The following is a 17,734-nucleotide window of genomic DNA, read 5'->3' as shown; positions in this document are numbered from 1 at the left end:
CCGTTCCTCAGATCTGCCCCCGCCCGACAGAGTGACGAATGACCGACAATCCGTTCTTCGAGACCTGGACGACCCCGTTCGGGGTCCCGCCTTTCGACAGGATCCGCGCCGAGCATTTCCCACCCGCCTTCGACCGCGGCATGGCGGAGCACGCGGCCGAGATCCAGGCCATCGCGCACGCCTCGGGCACGCCCGGCTTCGCCGACACGATCGAGGCGATGGAGCGGAGCGGCCGGCTGCTGAGCCGCGTGGGCCGGGTCTTCTGGAACCTCAGCAGCAGCCGCACCGACGAGGCGCTGGAGGCAGTGGCCCGGGACTACGCTCCGCGCCTTGCTCAGCACTACAGCCGCATCGCCCTGGACCCCCTGCTGTTCGCCCGCATCGACGCGCTGCACGCCCGGCGTCACGAGCTCGGGCTCGCGCCTGACCAGCTCCGCCTGCTTGAACGCACGCATCTCGGCTTCGTGCGCGGCGGCGCGACCCTGTCGCCGGAGAAGAAGCCCCGGATGGCCGAGATCACCGAGCGGCTGGCAACCCTGCACACGCTCTTCGGCCAGAACGTCCTGCACGACGAGGATGAATGGCAGATGGTGCTGGACGAGGGCGACCTCGACGGGCTGCCGGCCTTCGCGCGCGATGCCGCGGCCAGAGCCGCGGCCGACCGGGGCCTCGCCGGACGCTACGTGATCACGCTGGCGCGCTCCTCGGTCGAGCCATTCCTGACCTTCTCGGCCCGGCGCGACCTTCGCCGCACCGCCTTCGAGGCGTGGGTGCGGCGCGGCGGCAATCCCGGCGCGCACGACAACCGGCCCCTGATCCGGGAGATCGTCTCGCTGCGGGCCGAGCAGGCCCGGCTGCTGGGCTATGAGACCTTTGCCGACTACCGGCTCGACGATTCCATGGCCAAGGGGACGGCCGCCGTCGAGCGCCTCCTCCAGCAGGTCTGGGAACCCGCCAAGCGCAAGGCCGCCGCCGAGCGCGGCGAGCTGCAGGCCATGGCGCGGTCCGAGGGGCTGAACGAGGCGATCGAGGCCTGGGACTGGCGCTACTACGCCGAGAAGGTCCGCAAGGCCCGCTACGACCTCGACGAGGCCGAGGTGAAGCCCTACTTCGTGCTCGACAACATGGTGCGTGCTGCCTTCGACACGGCGGGCCGGCTCTTCGGCGTCAGCTTCACCGAGGTCGAGGGGCTGCCGCTCTATCATGCCGATGTCCGGGCCTACGAGGTCCGCGACGCCGACGGCCGACATGTCGGGCTGTTCCTGCACGACAACTTCGCGCGGCCGGGCAAGCGCTCCGGCGCCTGGATGAGCAGCTACCGCGACCGTGAGGATCTCGATGGCCCGGTGGCACCGATCATCGTCAACAACAACAACTTCGCGAAGGGCGAGCCGACGCTGCTGAGCTTCGACGACGCGGAGACGCTGTTCCACGAATTCGGCCACGGCCTGCACGGACTGCTGAGCCAGGCGCGCTACCCGTCCCAGGCGGGAACGGCCGTGCGCCGCGACTTCGTGGAGTTCCCGTCACAGGTCTACGAGCACTGGATGTCCGCGCCCGAGACCCTCAGGACCTATGCGCGGCACTTCCAGACCGGCGAGCCGATCCCCGAGGACCTGCTCAAGCGCCTGCTGGCGGCCCGCAATTTCAACCAGGGCTTCGCCACGGTCGAGTACGTGGCGGCGGCGATGCTCGACATCGCGTTCCACACGGAGGCCGATCCCCGGGATCTGGATCCAGCGGCCTTCGAGCAGCGCTTCCTGGAGCGGGTGGGGATGCCGGCGGAAATCGGCGTTCGGCATCGGCCCGCGCATTTCCAGCATCTCTTCGCCGGGGGCGGTTACGCCGCGGGCTATTACGCCTATCTCTGGGCCGAGGTGCTGGACGCAGACGGCTTCGACGCCTTCACGGAGGCGGGGGATCTGTTCCAGCCCGATCTCGCCGCGCGCCTGAAGGACATCTACGCGGCCGGCGACACGCGCGATCCCATGGAACTCTACATGGCGTTCCGCGGACGCGAGCCCAGCATCGAGCCCCTGCTGCGGCACCGGGGCCTCGCCGCCGCCTGACGGGCAGGGAAGGGCGGCGGGGCCTGCTCCGCCGCCCTTCCCGCGAGCTCAGCGGCGCTCGAACTGGCTCTTGCCGAACATCACATCGCGCGCCTTGTCGTCGAGCGGACCGGTACGGACGTGCTCCTTCAGGAGCTCCAGGCCCTTCCTGACGGCCGGACGCGCGTCGATGGCCTCGAACCAGCGCCGGACGTTCGGAAGCTCGGCAAGATCGACGCCCTGGCGCTCGGCGCCGCGCGACCACGGGAAGACGGCGATATCCGCGATGGAGTACTCGCCGGCCAGGAACTCGGCTTCGCCCAGGCGCTTGTCGAGCACGCGGTAAAGCCTTCCCGCCTCGTTGGTGTAGCGGTCGACGGCATAGGGTATCCGCTCGGGCGCGTAGAGCCGGAAATGATGCGCCTGGCCGAGCATCGGGCCGAAGCCGCCCATCTGCCACATCAGCCACTGGATCGCCTGGTAGCGCCCCTGCGGGTCGGAGGGCAGCAGGCGTCCAGTCTTTTCGGCGAGATAGATCAGGATCGCGCCGGATTCGAACAGGCTGATCGGGGCGCCGCCGGGACCGTCGGGATCGACGATAGCCGGCATGCGGTTGTTCGGGCTCAGCTTCAGGAAGTCGGGCTTGAACTGGTCGCCCCTGCCGATATCCACCGGGATTGCCCTGTAGGGCAGGCCGAGTTCCTCGAGCGCGATGGAAATCTTGTAGCCGTTCGGCGTCGGCCAGGCGTGCAGCTCGATGGTCATGGCTCTCCTCGCTCTCAGGGACGGGGTGTCTCCTTATGCGAAAAGAGCATGGCGACCGCGGCCCGCCGCGACAAGCCGCGGCCCGGCGGCGGGTGCATCGCGGCTGCCGCATGGCTTGCGGCTGGTCCGCCGGACGGCTTGCTGGGTCCGGCGGCCTCAGGGCCGCGGCGTGGCCGGTGCCTGCTGCGGCGCGGGCGTGGTCAGCGCGGGTTCCTGGATCCGCGGCTGCTGCTGCGCGAGGGCCAGGCAGTTCTCCACGATGGCGTAGCATTGGCCGAGCCGTGACGTGCCACCCGCGGCGTCCCCGCCATAGATCAGCCGCTCGACCGCGCCGTTGCGCAGCGTGAAGGTCGCGTCGCAGGACACGTCCACGACATCGTAGGCGAGCGGCGCCGCATAGCCGAGGCCATATCCGTAGTAAGGCGCGTAGCGGCTGCCGTAGAAGCCGGTCGTCGTCGAAGGGTAGGCCGCGGTGCGGCGGCTCGTGTAGGTGTAGAACTCCAGGTTGTCGATGTTGGCGGACCGGTCGGGCACCCCCGCGCAGGAGAGCAGGGTCTGCTTCGGCATCCCCAGGAAAAGCTGCGGCGCCATGGCGGCCTGCTGCGCCCGCATGTCGGTGCAGGCTGCGAGGGCCGCGAGGGCCATTAGGCTAAGGACGGCGCGGCGGGGTTGCCACCGGGCGTCGGAGGCGGTTCGGATCGGACGCACGCGCGTTCTCCTGTGGTCGGACGGCGTCGGAGGTCGCAACACCCTGCGCTCCTCGGACCACCGCGTCTGTGACGGCGCTCACCCTTTTCAGCAACGGCGCGCCATCGCATCCGGTTCCTACCGCGGTGCAAAAGTGGGAGTCCACTAGCGGAAGGGCGCTTTCCCTAGCCCCCGCGGTTCCCAGGCGGGTTGTTCCCTGTCACGCCGGGAACACCCGACTGGTACCCCGTCCTATCGGGAGAGGCGGCGCCGATATCGCTAGGATGTCCCGCCGGAAGAGGGGCCACTTCCCCCTATGCTGATTTGTGAAGCCGAGGCGGTGCCGACATCCTTCCGGCGTCGAAATCTCGGGACATCCGAAGCAGTGGGGAAACGATGATCCGATTGCTGCACGTCGAGCCGAATACGGTGATGCGGCTCATGCTCAAGGAGCTGCTCGCCGTCGAGGATCTCGAGATCGTGGGCAGCGTCGCCCGTCTGGCGGAGCTCGAGCCGGCACGTATCGAGGAGCTGGCGCCGGACCTCCTGATGGTCAGCGTCAACGACACGGACAACAGCTTCGAGCGCATCCGTCTGTGGCGCGACCGGAACCCCAGCCTGCGCATCGTCGCCGTGCTGGACGACTGCTCGCCCGACCGGCTGATCAAGGCCGTCCAGTCCGGCATCGACGGGCTCGTCCTGACCGACCAGGCGCCGGCCGAGATCTCGCGCTGCGTGATGCTGGTGGCCATGGGCGAGAAGGTCTTCCCGCCGGAGGCGACCGAGGTGCTGGCGCGCATCGCCAACGCCGAGCCCCCGGCCGAGGGCCGTCCGGGCCGGGCGCTGACCGGCACCGAGAAGCTGCTGCTGGGCTATCTCCGCGCGGGCTGCAGCAACATGCAGATCGCCACCTTCACCCGCCTGGACGAGGGTGAGGTCAAGGTTCTCGTCCACTCGATCTTCCGCAAGCTCAAGGTCCGCAACCGTACCCAGGCCGCGCTCTGGGCGGCGCGCAACCCGCACCTGATCTTCACCCCGGAGCAGTTCGCGGTGGTTCGCCAGAGATCGGCCGGCTGAGGCGCGGAATGGCGAGCGCATGAAGCCGATCCCGGACTTCGACGCGGCCAGCCTTGATGCGCTATTCGACCAGTTCCCTCACCAGGTCTGGATCGCGGATCGGGAAGGCATAATCCACCGTACAAACCGGCGGCTGGACGCGTATTTCGGACGGCGCTTCGACGAGGCGGGCCGCCGGCTCCTGCGCCTTGTGGCGGAGGAGGACGCGGAGCGCGTCGCCACGGCCTGGGACGCGGCCGCCGAGCGCGGCGTGCCGTTTCAGGTCGAGGCGCGTCTCGTGGGCGAGGACGGTACTGAGCGGCTGTTCGTGATCGCGGCCTCGCCCTTCCCGGGCGGAGCGCAGGGCGGCTCGCTCTGGTACGGCACCAACACCGACATCGACGATGCGCACCGTGCCCGGGCCGAGCTTGAACGCGCGCTCCACGCGCAGCGGCGGGCGCTGGCGACGGCCAATTACGACCTGCGCCAGCCCCTCTCGGCGATCCTGTTCCTGCTGGCGGCGCTCCAGCAGCGGATTACCGAGGAGGTGGACCGGCGCATGCTGGACGCGATCAACAACGCGGTCCAGACGATCAAGACGATGGTCGACAACCAGCTCGACTTCGTGCGCCTGAACACGAACTCGCTACGCGTCGAGCTGCAGGAGGTTCCGGTCAACGGGATCCTGACGCGCCTCGCCATCGAGTTCGCGCCCCTTGCCGCCGCCAAGGGGCTGAGCTTCTCGGTCTATCCCTGCTCGGCGCTGGTGCGCACCGATCCGCAGCTTCTGGAGCGGATGGCGCGGAACCTGCTCTCGAACGCCGTCCGCTACACGCGGCAGGGGCGGGTGGTGCTCGGCTGCCGACGCGTCGGCGGGCGCCTCCGGCTCGAGGTTCACGACACCGGCCGCGGCGTGGCCGCCGACGAGGTCGAGCGACTGACCGAACCCTTCTTCCGCAGCACGCGCTCGACGCTGGAGCACCCCGGCGGGCTTGGCCTGGGCCTCGCCATCGTCGACCGGGTCGCGCGCGCGCTCGACCACGAGCTCGCGGTCTGCAGCCGCCCGGGCCACGGAAGCGTCTTCTCGATCGCGGTGCCGCTCGCCGCCGCGGCGACGGCAACGCCGCGGGCGCGGCTGTCCGGCCGCCGCGTCCTGGTGCTCGCCGGGGACGAGCCGGTGCCGGTCGAGGCCATGGAGCGCCTCGGCTGCACGGTGGTCGTCGCGACCGACGAGGCCCAGGCCGTCGCCCTCCTCGAGGAGGATGCCGAGCCCGACATCGTGCTGTGCGGCCTGATCCACGACCGGGTCGCGGACGGGACGCTGCGGCTCCGCCGGCTGATCAACGTGCTCGCCCAGCGCGGGGCCGAGACGAGGGCGTTGCTCGCCTCGGCCAGCATGGAACCGCTGCGCCAGCGCGAGATGGTGCTGTCGGGCCATCCCTTCCTGACGCTGCCCCTGGTGCCCGAGGACCTCGAGACGCGCCTGATCGAGGTCGTGGCGCGCTGAAGTCCCCCGCGCCGCCGTCAGGCGGCGCGGTCGGTAAAGATGGGCCGCCGATCAGGCGGCGCGGATCGCGGAGAGGAACTGCTCGACCTCGGTCCGCAGCGTCTCGGACTGTCGCGCGAGCTCCCCGGCCGCGCCCAGCACTTGGCTTGCCGCGGCGCCGGCTTGGCTCGCCGCGGTCGTGACCTGCGCGATGTTTCCCGATACTTCGGCCGTTCCGGCCGCCGCCTGCACGGCGCTGCGCGAGATCTCGCCGGTCGCCGCTGTCTGCTCCTCGATCGCCGCCGCGATGATCGTCGTGATTTCGCTCATCTCGCGGATGCTCTCGCCGACTTGGCGGATCGCGCCGACGGCATCGGCGGTCGCATCCTGGATGCCGGCGACCTGGGCCGAGATCTCCTCGGTGGCCTTCGCCGTCTGATCGGCCAGTGACTTCACCTCGTTGGCCACGACGGCGAAGCCCTTTCCGGCCTCGCCGGCGCGCGCCGCCTCGATCGTCGCGTTCAGGGCCAGCAGGTTGGTCTGCGAGGCGATCGCCTGGATCAGCGCGACCACATCCTTGATGCGCCCGGCAGCCTCGGCCAGGCCGCGCACGGTCCCATCGGTGCGCTCCGCGCGGCCGACGGCCTGTCCGGTGACCTGCGTCGAGCGCGAGACCTGGCGCGAGATCTCCTGGAGCGATCCCGCCATCTCCTCGGATGCCGCGGCGACGGTCTGAACGTTCTCCGAGGTGCGCTCGGCCGCCGTGGCCGAGCCGCTGGCCTGCCGGTTGGTCTGCTCGGCGATCTCGGCCATTCCCCGCGCAGTCGCGTCCAGCTCGGTCGCGGCGGAGGACACGGTTCGCAGGATGTTGCCGACGCCGCTGTCGAACCGCGCGACGAGCTGCTCGATCGTGGCGGTGCGCCGTTCGCGGGCCGCCGCATGGGCGGCCTGCTCGGCTTCCAGCCTCGCCCGGTCCGCGGCGTTCTCCTTGAAGACCTGGACGGCCGAGGCCATCGCCCCGATCTCGTCGCGCCGCCCGGTTCCCGGAACCGCGACGGCATGGTTGCCGGCCGCGAGCGCCGCCATGGCGTCCGTCATGCCGCGCAGCGGGGCCAGGATGCGCCGACGGACCAGCACCAGGGACATGGCGATCAGAGCGCCCCCCGCGATGAGCGCGCCGAGGGCCAGGACCATGCGCCGCAGGGCGGCGCCGGACGATGCCTCGACCTCCGCCGCCAGCGCGGCGGTCGCGACCTTCTGGAGCTCCAGGATGGAGTCGATGCCACGGGTCGACGCCGCAATCCAGGCCGGGCCCTGCATGGGATAGTCCCCGCTGCCCGCGGCGGCATAGACATCCCGGCGGGTCCGCTCGAACTGTTCGAAGAAGGCGGCCTGCACCTTGGCGACCTCGGCCGCGACGGGGGGCTGCGCATGGCGCGACAGGATCTGGACCATGCTCCAGGCAAGCTCGACCTGGCCGCGCAAGCCGGACAGGAGCGCGGTTCGGTCAAGTCCGAGCGCCTCCCGCGCGGCCACGGCCGCGCCGACCTGCGCGCGCTCGCGCCCGGCGAACTCGCTCACCACCCAGGCGAAATGCCGGAGGTTCTGCAGGTCGGCCACCAGCGCCTGGCGTTCCAGGCTGGCCTGACCGATCTCCAGCCGCAGATCCTGGCTGCCCTGGATCAGGCGCGTGACAGTCGGGAACCAGGCCTTGGCGACCTCCGCGTCCCGCTTCTCCTTCGGCAGGACGAGATCGCGGTCCACCCTGCGCCGCAGCGCCTCGAGCGCGGCCGCGCTCGAGGCGACCTCGCGCAGGGCCGCGTCCTTTCCCTCGAACTCGGCTGAGGCCGACAGGGCCTTTACTGCACCAAGATAGGCATCCTCGGCCGCGGCCCGTCGCTGGCCGACCAGCGCCAGCGTCTCGGGGCCGGCTGGTGCCGGCGCCGCGAGGGCGGAGTTCGTGGCGCCGCGCTCCAGCGCCCAGTGTCCCGCCGCCAGCAGCAGCTGGTCGGCGATTGGATTTGCCTCGGCCACCGCGGCAGCACCGGCATAACGCTGCCAAGAGTCGCTGGCGATCCATGCGGTCGCGAGGAGCACCAGCGCCCCCAGCGCGGCCACGACGGACAGGATGAAACCGCGGATCGACATGCCGGCCTTCACGAAAGAGGTATGGCATAAGGGGTATGCGCCTGCCGTTATTTATCCGGGAATCGCGATCCTTGCTACGGGCGGCGCTCCGGCGCCCCTGCGGTAAAAAATCACGGGTGCGCTGCAACGGCGGGCTTGCCCGCGCCGTTGTAAAGGCATAGGTATCTGGCATCCGTGCGAAGACGGGGCGCTTGCGTCCGCCGGTCCGCACTCCATCCGGAGCTTTTCGTGAGCGACGACAGTCCGTCCAGTTAGGCGGACGGTGCCCGGCATCGTCCGCCTGCGTTCGAAACACCGAACCTGCAGGAGTGCGATGATGACGCGCAATCTCGCTGTCGAATTCCGTATCGCGGCCAACACGCTGCGCCAGCTCGCCAACCACAGCGACCCCCGCAAGGCGCAGCGCGCCCGGCAGATCCTCGAGGATCCCGCCCTGTTCCGCGCCTACGCCGAACAGCGCAGCCGCACCGTCCGCAGCCGCCGCAGCGAAGCCGAGGCAGCCTGAGGGTGCCGGGCCCGGCCGGCGTCAGGCCGCGCCGCGCAGCTCCTCCGCCGCGTTCAGGTCGACCGAGACGAGCTGGCTGACGCCGCGCTCGCCCATGGTGACCCCGAACAGCCGGTCCATGCGGGCCATGGTCAGGCGATGGTGGGTGATCAGCAGGAAGCGCGTCCCGCTGCGCCGCGCCATCTCCTCGACCATGGCGACGAAGCGGTCGACATTGGCCTCGTCGAGGGGCGCGTCGACCTCGTCGAGCACGCAGATCGGCGCAGGGTTGGTCAGGAACACGGCGAAGAGCAGGGCAAGGGCGGTCAGGGCCTGCTCGCCGCCCGACAGCAGCGACAGGATCTGCAGCTTCTTGCCCGGTGGGCTGGCGTAGATCTCCAGCCCCGCATCCAGCGGGTCCTCGGCTTCGGTCAGCTTGAGCTGCGCCCTTCCGCCGCCGAAGAGCCGCGTGAACATCTCCTCGAAATGGCCGGCCACCGTCTCGAACGACGCCAGGAGCCGCTCGCGCGCCTCCTTGTTCAGGCTTGAAATTCCCTGGCGCAGCCGCCCGATCGCCGCCGTCAGGTCCTCGCGCTCCGTCTGCATGGCGGTGATCTGCTGCTCCAACTCGGACGCCTCGCGCTCGGCCAGGAGGTTCACCGGTCCCATGGTCTCGCGCTCGCGCACGAGCCGCTCGAGCCTCTGCTCGACCGAGGCCAGTTCGGGCAGGGGCTCGCCCTCATCGAAGCCGGCGAGCTCGCGCACCTGCTCCGGCGTGCATTCCAGCCGCTCCACGATGCGCTCGCGCACGGCCTCGCCGGCCTGCATGGCGGCGGCGACCGCCGCCTCGGCGCGCACGCGCTCCTCGCGGGCGGAGCCCAGATCGGTCTCGGACTGGCGCAGGCGGCGCTCGGCCTCGGCAAGGCTGCGCTCGGCCTCCGCCAGCGTGTCGGCGGCGCGCCGTCGGCTACGCTCGGCTTCCGCGATGCGGTCCAGCAGGGCCGAGCGCTCGGCCGCGATCTCGGCGGGCCGGTCGGCCAGGGTCTCCAGCTCGGCGCGGGCCTGCTCAGCCCGCTCGCGCAGCTCCGCCAGGCGTTCGTCGGCGCCGACGGAGCGCGAGCGCCAGCCCTGGGCCTCGGCCTCGATGGCGCCCAGTCGCTGGCGCCGCGCCTGCGCCTCGCGGGCGAGCCGGTCCAGGGCGTTCTGCCGGTTGGCGAGATCGGCGCGGCGTTCCGCCAGGCTGGCGCGCAGCTCCGCGACCGCCTCGCGCACCGCAGCCGGCTCAGGCAGCTCGATCAAGGCCGAACGTGCCCCGACCGCCAGCGCCGCCACCTCTTCCAGATCGCCCTCGAGCCGCTCCACGGCCTCGTCCAGGGCGCCCAGGCGGGATTTCGAGGCGGCCGTCGCCTGCGCGAGGCGCGCCTGCGCCTCGCGGGCACGGCCGGTCTCTGCGAAAGCGGCGCGCACGGCTTCGCGCGCGGCACGGTCGCCGTCGGCGGCCTGCTCGCCGGCGCGCCGCGCGGCTTCGAGCCCGTCGCGCAGCGCGACCAGCCCGTCCGCCGCAGCCTCGATCTCGGTGCGCAGCTCGGCCAGCCGGTTGCGCTGGCGCAGCCGGACGGCCGCCGCCGTGGGCGCCCCGGGCGCCACCGAGAAGCCGTCCCAGCGCCAGCACCCGCCCTCGCGGCCGACCAGAACCTGGCCGGGCTGCAGCCCCGCCATCATGGCGCGGGCGGACGCCTCGTCCGCCACGACGCCGACCAGTGCCAGGCAGCGCTCCAGCGCCGCCGGCGCACGCACACGCGCCGCCAGCGGGGCCGCCCCGGCGGGCAGGGCCGGGGGGGTGGCATAGGCGGGCAGGGTGCGCCAGTGCACGGGCGCCGCCTCATCGAGCGGGGCCGTCAGCGCGTCCCCCAGCGCGGCGGCCAGCGCCGCCTCCCAGCCGGGCTCGACGGTCAGCGCGTCCACCAGCGGGGGGAACTGCTTCCCGCCCGCGGTGGCCAGCAGTTCGGCAAGGCCCTTCTCCTCGGCGCGCAGCTTCGCCTGGGTGCCCTCGGCGGCCTGCAGCGCCTCACGCGCGCGGGCCGCGTCGCGCTCGGCAGCGGCCCGGGCCTGCTCGGCGCCCTCGGCCTGCTCGCGGGCGATCTCCAGCCTTTCCTCGGCGGCAGCCAGGGCCTCCTCGGCCTCGCCCAGGTCGCCCGCCGCCGCGAGCTCGGCCTCGAGCTGCTCGCGTTGCCGGCGCGTCTCGTCCAGGCGCCTCGCGGCGGTCTCGCGCCGGCGCTCCAGCTCGGCGGCCTCGCGTTGCGCGGCGGCGCGGCGCGCCTCGTCCGCGGCGGCCTGCTCGGTCAGGCGCGAAAGCTCGCGGTCCAGCGCGTCCACGGCCTCCCGCGCCTCATCGAGCGCAGCGCGCGCCTCCTCCTCGGCCAGCGATTCCTCGCCCTGGGCCTCGATGAGCCCCTCGCGCTCCTCGGTCAGGCGCGCCAGGGCGGCGCCCGCATCCTCCGACAGCGCCCGCTCGCGCGTCAGGTCCGTCGCGACCTGGGCAAGCCGGCGCTCGTTGGCCGTGCGCGCCTCGGCGATGCGGCGCTCCTCGGCATCGAGCTGCTCGCGCTCGACGACCAGCCGCTGCAGCTGCGCCGCAGCGGCCTGCTCGGCGCGGCGCAGCTCGGGAAGTCCGGCGGCCGCGTCGGTCCGCTGGGCCGTCTCGTGCGCCGCGCGCGCCATCAGCTCTCGCACGGTCGCCTCGGCCGCCTCGAAGCCGGCGCGGGCGCGGGCGAGCTGCGTCTGGGCCGCGATCCAGCGCAGGTGGAGCTGGGCCGCCTCGGCCTGGCGGATATGCTCGGACAGGTTCCGGTAGCGGCTGGCCTGGCGGGCCTGCTTGCGCAGCCCGCCGAGCTGCGTGTCCATGGCCGCGATCACGTCGTCGAGCCGGACCAGGTTCTGCTCCGCCGCCTTGAGGCGCAGCTCGGCCTCGTGGCGGCGGGAATGCAGGCCGGTGATGCCCGCCGCCTCCTCCAGGATGGAGCGGCGCTCGGTCGGCCTGGCGTTGATCAGCGCCCCGATGCGGCCCTGGCTGACCAGGGCCGGGGAGTTCGCGCCGGAGGCGTTGTCCTGGAACAGGAGCTGGACGTCGCGCGCGCGGACGGACTTGCCGTTGATCCGGTAGTCCGATCCGGAGCCGCGCTCGATCCGGCGGATCACCTCCAGATCGTCGAACTCGTTGAAGCCCGCTGGGGCCGTGCGCCGCCTGTTGTCGATCAGCAGCGAGACCTCGGCCACGTTCCGCGCCGGCCGCCTGTCGGTGCCGCCGAAGATCACGTCGTCCATGTCGTCGCCGCGCATGCGCTTGGCCGAGGTCTCCCCCATGACCCAGCGGAGCGCTTCGACGAGGTTCGACTTGCCGCAGCCGTTCGGGCCCACGATCCCTGTCATGCCGGGCTCGATCACGAGCTCCGTCGCGTCGACGAAGGACTTGAAGCCCGAGAGGCGGAGCTTGACGAACTGCACGGCCCCTGCCGCCTCAGGCCCCGAGGCGGCCGAGCACCTCGGCGAAGCGGTCGATCGACTGGGCCCCGGAGAACTTCTCCTCGCGGTCGCCGCGGCGGAACACGAAGGTCGGGGTCGAGTTCACCTGGAAGCGCTGCTCGCCCTCCATGCGGATGTTCACGATCCCGTTCAGCAGCGCCTCGTTGGCCATGCAGGCGTCGAACTCCTGCTGGCCCACCCCGGCAAGGCGTCCGGTCTGCGACAGCGCCTTCAAGGGATCCTGGGCCCGCGACCAGGTCTCCTGGCTGCGGAACAGCACGTCGAGCACGCCGAAATAGCGCTCGGGCGCGGCGCAGCGCGCCAGCATCGAGGCACGGAGCGCCGCGGCGTCGAACGGGAAGTCGCGGAAGATGATCCGGACCTTGCCGGTATCCACGTAGCGCTTCTTCAGTTCGGGCAGGGTATTCGCATGGAAAGCCGCACAGTGCGGGCAGGTCAGCGAGGCGTACTCGATGATCGTGACGGCCGCGTCCGGGCTGCCGAGGACGCGGTCCTTCAGCATGTCCTCGGTGGTCCGCGGCGCACCGGGTTCCGGCCGCGCGGCGGGCGCCGCTGCCGGCGCGGCCGCGGTCTGCGCGGGCGTCGCTGCCGGGGCGGGCGCGGGCGCCGCGGGCGCCGGCGTGGCGGGCACGGCAGCGGTGCCGGCCGGCTGGCTCGGGATCACCTCCGCGGTGCGGCTGCCGCTGCCCCCGCGCAGGCCGACCAGGGCGGCGATCGCGACCACAACCACCACGGCCGCAACGATCAACATATATCGGCGCAAAATCGCCTCCTGCCTACCACATGTTGTAACTATAACGAGACCACTCCGGCCGGAGCAAGACCTTCGGCCGGTCAGCGGTCCCCGCGTGAAGCGATCGCCTGGCCCAGGCGGACCAGCGCATCGCGCAGGCCTTCGTCCTCCACCTTTGCGGCGGCTTTGCGGATGCGGTCATCCTCGGCGGCGGGCACCGGCCTGATCCGCCTTGCGGGCCGTGGCGGCGGCGCGGCCTGGACGATCTTCAGCCGGGCCACGGCGCCATATCCGAAGAAACCGTTGATCCGTTCGACGAGCTGTGGCTCCGCGTGCTGGATCTCGAGCGCCGCGGGTCCGAGCGCGCGCACCAGAAGCGTCGCCCCCTCGCGCCGGCCGGCGGGGAAGGTCAGCTTGACCGGGACGGCGCGCGCCGCGAGATCGGAACCCATCACCGTTCCCCAGTCGCCCAGGAGCGCGCCGAAGGCCTGACCCTTCTTGCCCAGAGCCTGGGATGCGACGGCTGGGACGACTCGGGACAGCGGGCGGGGGCCGGGCACGGCCGGATCTCCTCGGTCAGGGCGCCGCACGGCGGGCTTGGGGGCGGAGGCTGCAGGCACCATAGTTAAAGGACCCTTCCCGCCGCGACAACCCGCATGGACAGCCCGATCTCTGAAGCATCAGCGCTTTCCTCCCGCATGCTCGCCTGGTACGACCGCCACCGCCGGGACCTGCCCTGGCGGGCCCGTCCCGGGGAGGTCGCGGACCCGTACCGAGTCTGGCTGTCGGAGGTGATGCTCCAGCAGACCACGGTCCAGGCGGTCGCGCCCTATTTCCAGCGCTTCACCGAGCGCTGGCCGACGGTGCAGGCGCTGGCATCCGCCGATCTGGACGCGGTGCTCCATGCCTGGGCCGGGCTCGGCTATTACGCCCGCGCCCGAAACCTGCACCGCTGCGCGCAGGTCGTCGCTTTCGAGCATGGCGGCCGCTTTCCGGACACCGAGGAGGCGCTGCGCCGGCTTCCCGGCATCGGCGCCTACACCGCGGCCGCGATCGCCGCCATCGCCTTCGACCGCCCCGCGGCCGTGCTGGACGGCAACATCGAGCGCGTGATCTCGCGCGTCTTCGCGGTTGAGGACCCGCTTCCGGGATCCAAGGAGACGCTCCGCCGGCTCGCCGGAACGCTGACGCCCGATCTCAGGCCCGGCGACTACGCCCAGGCCCTGATGGATCTGGGATCCTCGATCTGCGTGCCGCGCAGGCCGCGCTGCATCCTGTGCCCCTGGTCGGACGCCTGCCGCGCCCGGGCCCTGGGCATCCAGGAGGACCTGCCCCGCAAGGCCGCCAAGGCGGAGCGCCCGGTGCGCCGCGGCATCGCCTTCTGGCTGGTGAACCCCGAGGGAGCGGTGCTGCTGCGCCGCCGACCTGAGGAGGGCATGCTCGGCGGGATGATGGAGGTTCCCTCGACGCCCTGGCTGGCCGGCCCGGCGCCGGAGCTTGCGGATGCGATCGTCGCAGCCCCGGTCGCTGTCCCGCCCGCTACGGCCTGGCGGCCGCTGCCGGGGGTCGTGCGCCATGCATTCACCCATTTTCCTCTGGAACTCGTGGTCGCCGCGGCCGTGGCCGGCGAGGGCTGGCGCGCGGTCGAGGGTGTCTGGGCCCCGGTGGACCGGCTCGCGGACTTCGCGTTGCCGACGGTGATGATGAAGGTCGTGCGCCATGCGCTTTCCAAGACCTGATGGTCGGGGCCGGGACGGACGCGCTGCGAATTGGGATGGGTGAGGGAATCGTGAGGCTTTCCTGTTTTGCGGCGCGGCTGGCGTTCCTGGCGGTGCTCCTCGCATCCGGGGCGGCGGCCGCGCTGGGCGGCGCGGGCGCTGCGCATGCGGCGCCAGGCGCCGACCCTGCGCCGGGCAAGCCGGTGGCCCTGGAGCTGGCGCTCGCCGTGGACGTGTCTGCCAGCATCTCGGGCGGGGCGATGGACTTCCAGTTCCGCGGTCATGCCCAGGCCTTCCGGGACCCGCGGCTGATCCAGGCCATCGAGGCCAGCGGCGGCACGGGGGTCGCCGTGGCGGTGATCGGCTTCTCGGGGCCGGGCAGTGCGCGGGTGCTGGTCCCCTGGACGCTTGTGCGCGGCGCCGCCGATGCCCGCGCCTTCGCTGACCGCGTCGAGGCGATCGCGCGTCCCGAAGGCGCGGGCAGCACCGCCATCGGCAGCGCGCTCGATGCGATTCGGCCCATGTTCGCGGGGAACGGCTTCTCCGGCGCCCAGAGGACCGTGGACATCGTCAGCAACGGCTTCTCCAATGGCGGGGCCCCCGTCGAGGCCGCCCGCGACCGCGCGGTGGCGGATGGCCTCACGGTCAACGCGCTGGTGATCCTGGACGAGTACGACTGGCTGGAGGGCTACTTCGCGGAGAGCGTGATCGGCGGCCCCGGCTCCTTCGTGCGTACGGCCGAGAGCCGGGAGAGCTTCGCCGAGGCGCTCGTGCAGAAGCTGATCGCCGAGATGGTCCAGGTGCGGCCGGTCGAGGGAGGCGCCGATTTCGCCGCCCTCGCACCCGAGCCGGTTGGTTCTTCGCGGCTCATTGCGGCTTCCCTTCGGGGCGCTCGCCGGAATCGTTGATCGTTTTTCCGTAATCTGCGACGCTCCGCGCCCAGCCCAGCGGAAGACAGGGAGGACGGCATGGGGGCGCCTCTTCGCTTGAACCGTCTGCGCGTCGCCGTTGCGGCGGCGCTGATCGCCGCGCTCGCCACCTTGGGTGCCCTGGCGCCGAGCGCCGCCCGGGCTCAGGAGCCGTCGGCCCTGTCCATTCTCCTGACGGAGCTGGAGGGGCTGCTCGGCCGTCCGCTGGACGGGGCCGAGCGGACGCGCTGCCTGGATGCCGGGCGCCGTGCCGTTTCGGCCCTGCGCGAGCAGGACCTCGTCTTCATGCATTCGGTCGCCGGGCTGCTGGGGCTTTCGCCCGAGATGCTGCGCGACCTGAGCACGGGCGCCATCGATCCTCCCCTGGCCGAAACCCTGCTGGGCCGGCCCCTCAGCCCTGCCGAGCGGGCCCGCCTCGACGAGCTCCGCAGCTCCCACGACCTCGCGGTCGCGCCGGTCCGCGGCGCCTATGCCCGCGACATCGCCAGCGCGACGGGCCTGCCACCGCCGACGGTCCTGCCGCTGCTCCCCCGGACGGGCATCTGAGACGGGCATCTGAGGGGTGCCCCGAATCGGGCGTCGCGCCGCGGGCGAGGCCGGGTTTCAATGAGCGCGTGCGTCCTTCATGAAACGTGACAAGCAGGCGGCGAGCGGCTATCACCGACCTGCCGGTGCTCCTTTATTGAACGAGACCCCGACGTGACCGCTTCCGCAACCATCGTTCCGGTGATCCTCTCCGGAGGCTCGGGATCCCGTCTCTGGCCGCTTTCGCGCGAGAACTATCCGAAGCAGCTTCTTCCGCTGATGTCCGAGCGGTCCATGCTGCAGGAGACGGTGGCGCGGGTGCTGGGGAGGCCGCAGGTCTCGAACCCCATCGTGGTCTGCAACGAAGCCCATCGCTTCATCATCGGCGAGCAGCTCCAGCAGATGGGCTGCACGCCCGAGACCATCGTGCTTGAGCCCTGCGGGCGCAACACGGCGCCCGCCATCGCCATCGCGGCGGAGCTGGCGCGCGAAAAGGACCCCGACTGCCTGCTTCTGGTGCTGCCGGCCGACCATCACATGGAGGATGCGGAATCCTTCGGCGCCGCGGTCGAGAAGGGCTGCGCGGCGGCCTGCCAGGGGGCGCTGGTCACCTTCGGGGTCGAGCCGACGGGCCCCAATACCGGCTACGGCTACATCCGCCGCGGCGAAGCCTGGGGCGACAGCGGCGTGTTCCGCGTCGCGAAGTTCGTCGAGAAGCCGCCCGCCGACGTCGCCGAGACCTATGTCGCCTCGGGCGAGTATTTCTGGAACGGCGGGATGTTCCTGTTCCGCGCCTCGACCTTCGTCGAGGAGCTCGAGCGCTTCGAGCCCGGCGTGATGAAGGCCTGTCGCGAGGCGCTCGCGAAGGGGCGCCGCGACCTCGACTTCCTGCGCCTGGACGAGCCGTCCTTCGCTGCCTCGCCCAACATCTCCATCGACTACGCGGTGATGGAGCGCACGGCCAACGCGGCGGTCGTGCCGCTGCGCGCGGGCTGGACCGATATCGGTGCCTGGTCGGCGCTGTGGGAGATCGGCGGGCGCGACGACCAGGGCAACATCGGCATCGGCGACGTGGTCTTCGAGGGATCGCAGGACTGCTACGTCCGTTCCGACGGCGTGCTGACCGGCGTGGTAGGCCTCAAGGACGCCGTCGTGGTGGTGATGAAGGATGCGGTCCTCGTGACGGACCGCAACCACGCCCAGGACGTCAAGCGCCTGGTCGAGCGGCTGAAGACCTCCGGCCGCCATCAGACGGCCGATCACCGCGTGGTGCACCGGCCCTGGGGCGCCTACGAGACGCTGCATGCGGGCGACCGCTTCCAGGTCAAGGCGATCACGGTGAAGCCCGGACGCAAGCTGTCGCTCCAGAAGCATTTCCACCGGGCCGAGCACTGGGTCGTCGTGACCGGCACCGCGATCGTCACCCGCGACGACGAGACGTTGCTGGTCCGCGAGAACGAGTCCGTCTACCTGCCGCTCGGCTGCGTCCACCGGCTGGAGAACCCGGGCAAGGTGATGCTCAACCTGATCGAGGTCCAGTCGGGCACCTATCTCGGCGAGGACGACATCGTCCGCATCGAGGACGATTACCGGCGGGTCTGAGGACGGCAGG

14 protein-coding genes are annotated in these 17,734 nt (G+C 71.6%); 8 read left to right on the top strand and 6 right to left on the bottom strand.

Annotated elements, in window-relative coordinates:
• Nucleotides 1-38 precede the first annotated feature (38 nt).
• Nucleotides 39-2,069 carry a M3 family metallopeptidase gene (locus JUB13_RS06500; RefSeq protein WP_207477967.1) on the top strand — a complete coding sequence of 677 codons (2,031 nt, stop codon included), beginning with the start codon at nucleotides 39-41 and terminating at the stop codon, nucleotides 2,067-2,069.
• Nucleotides 2,070-2,117: 48 nt separating this feature from the next.
• Here JUB13_RS06500 and JUB13_RS06495 read toward each other — a convergent pair whose 3' ends face one another.
• Nucleotides 2,118-2,813, bottom strand: a complete 696-nt coding sequence (locus JUB13_RS06495; protein WP_207477966.1) for a glutathione S-transferase N-terminal domain-containing protein — start codon at nucleotides 2,811-2,813, stop codon at nucleotides 2,118-2,120.
• 156 nt (nucleotides 2,814-2,969) lie between these two features.
• A complete protein-coding gene (locus JUB13_RS06490) occupies nucleotides 2,970-3,404 on the bottom strand; it encodes a hypothetical protein (protein ID WP_207477965.1) in 435 nt (144 codons plus the stop codon).
• A 492-nt stretch (nucleotides 3,405-3,896) separates the two neighbouring features.
• On the opposite strand from JUB13_RS06490, the gene JUB13_RS06485 reads away from it, so the two are divergent.
• Nucleotides 3,897-4,577: a LuxR C-terminal-related transcriptional regulator gene (locus tag JUB13_RS06485; RefSeq protein WP_207477964.1), complete on the top strand. Its 681-nt coding sequence runs from the start codon at nucleotides 3,897-3,899 to the stop codon at nucleotides 4,575-4,577.
• Nucleotides 4,578-4,596: 19 nt separating this feature from the next.
• Nucleotides 4,597-6,063, top strand: a complete 1,467-nt coding sequence (locus tag JUB13_RS06480) for an ATP-binding response regulator (protein ID WP_207477963.1) — start codon at nucleotides 4,597-4,599, stop codon at nucleotides 6,061-6,063.
• Nucleotides 6,064-6,114: 51 nt separating this feature from the next.
• Here JUB13_RS06480 and JUB13_RS06475 read toward each other — a convergent pair whose 3' ends face one another.
• Nucleotides 6,115-8,190, bottom strand: a complete 2,076-nt coding sequence (locus JUB13_RS06475; protein WP_236024753.1) for a methyl-accepting chemotaxis protein — start codon at nucleotides 8,188-8,190, stop codon at nucleotides 6,115-6,117.
• A gap of 316 nt (nucleotides 8,191-8,506) precedes the next feature.
• Between JUB13_RS06475 and JUB13_RS06470 the strand changes: the two genes are divergently transcribed.
• Nucleotides 8,507-8,695, top strand: coding sequence for a hypothetical protein (locus JUB13_RS06470; RefSeq protein WP_207477962.1), 189 nt, complete (start codon nucleotides 8,507-8,509; stop codon nucleotides 8,693-8,695).
• A gap of 21 nt (nucleotides 8,696-8,716) precedes the next feature.
• Here the strand turns inward: JUB13_RS06470 and smc are convergent, their stop codons facing one another.
• From smc to JUB13_RS06455, 3 genes are all read right to left on the bottom strand, one after another.
• Nucleotides 8,717-12,178, bottom strand: coding sequence for a chromosome segregation protein SMC (smc, locus tag JUB13_RS06465; protein WP_207477961.1), 3,462 nt, complete (start codon nucleotides 12,176-12,178; stop codon nucleotides 8,717-8,719).
• 13 nt (nucleotides 12,179-12,191) lie between these two features.
• Complete coding sequence (locus tag JUB13_RS06460) at nucleotides 12,192-12,968, bottom strand: DsbA family protein (protein ID WP_236024752.1); 777 nt, start codon at nucleotides 12,966-12,968, stop codon at nucleotides 12,192-12,194.
• A gap of 83 nt (nucleotides 12,969-13,051) precedes the next feature.
• Nucleotides 13,052-13,510 carry a DUF721 domain-containing protein gene (locus tag JUB13_RS06455; RefSeq protein WP_207477960.1) on the bottom strand — a complete coding sequence of 153 codons (459 nt, stop codon included), beginning with the start codon at nucleotides 13,508-13,510 and terminating at the stop codon, nucleotides 13,052-13,054.
• 96 nt (nucleotides 13,511-13,606) lie between these two features.
• Between JUB13_RS06455 and mutY the strand changes: the two genes are divergently transcribed.
• The 4 genes from mutY to JUB13_RS06435 all read left to right on the top strand — a co-directional run bounded on the left by mutY (nucleotide 13,607) and on the right by JUB13_RS06435 (nucleotide 17,724).
• On the top strand, nucleotides 13,607-14,689 hold the full coding sequence (gene mutY / locus JUB13_RS06450) for an A/G-specific adenine glycosylase (protein ID WP_207477959.1): 1,083 nt from the start codon (nucleotides 13,607-13,609) through the stop codon (nucleotides 14,687-14,689).
• 50 nt (nucleotides 14,690-14,739) lie between these two features.
• Nucleotides 14,740-15,576, top strand: a complete 837-nt coding sequence (locus JUB13_RS06445) for a DUF1194 domain-containing protein (protein WP_207477958.1) — start codon at nucleotides 14,740-14,742, stop codon at nucleotides 15,574-15,576.
• A 60-nt stretch (nucleotides 15,577-15,636) separates the two neighbouring features.
• A complete protein-coding gene (locus tag JUB13_RS06440; RefSeq protein WP_207477957.1) occupies nucleotides 15,637-16,143 on the top strand; it encodes a hypothetical protein in 507 nt (168 codons plus the stop codon).
• A 153-nt stretch (nucleotides 16,144-16,296) separates the two neighbouring features.
• On the top strand, nucleotides 16,297-17,724 hold the full coding sequence (locus JUB13_RS06435; RefSeq protein WP_207477956.1) for a mannose-1-phosphate guanylyltransferase/mannose-6-phosphate isomerase: 1,428 nt from the start codon (nucleotides 16,297-16,299) through the stop codon (nucleotides 17,722-17,724).
• The last annotated feature ends 10 nt before the right edge of the window (nucleotides 17,725-17,734 follow it).

This window comes from Arenibaculum pallidiluteum (genome assembly GCF_017355985.1).
Classification (GTDB): Bacteria; Pseudomonadota; Alphaproteobacteria; order Azospirillales; family Azospirillaceae; genus Arenibaculum; species Arenibaculum pallidiluteum.
This window is presented reverse-complemented; position numbering and strand designations above follow the sequence as displayed.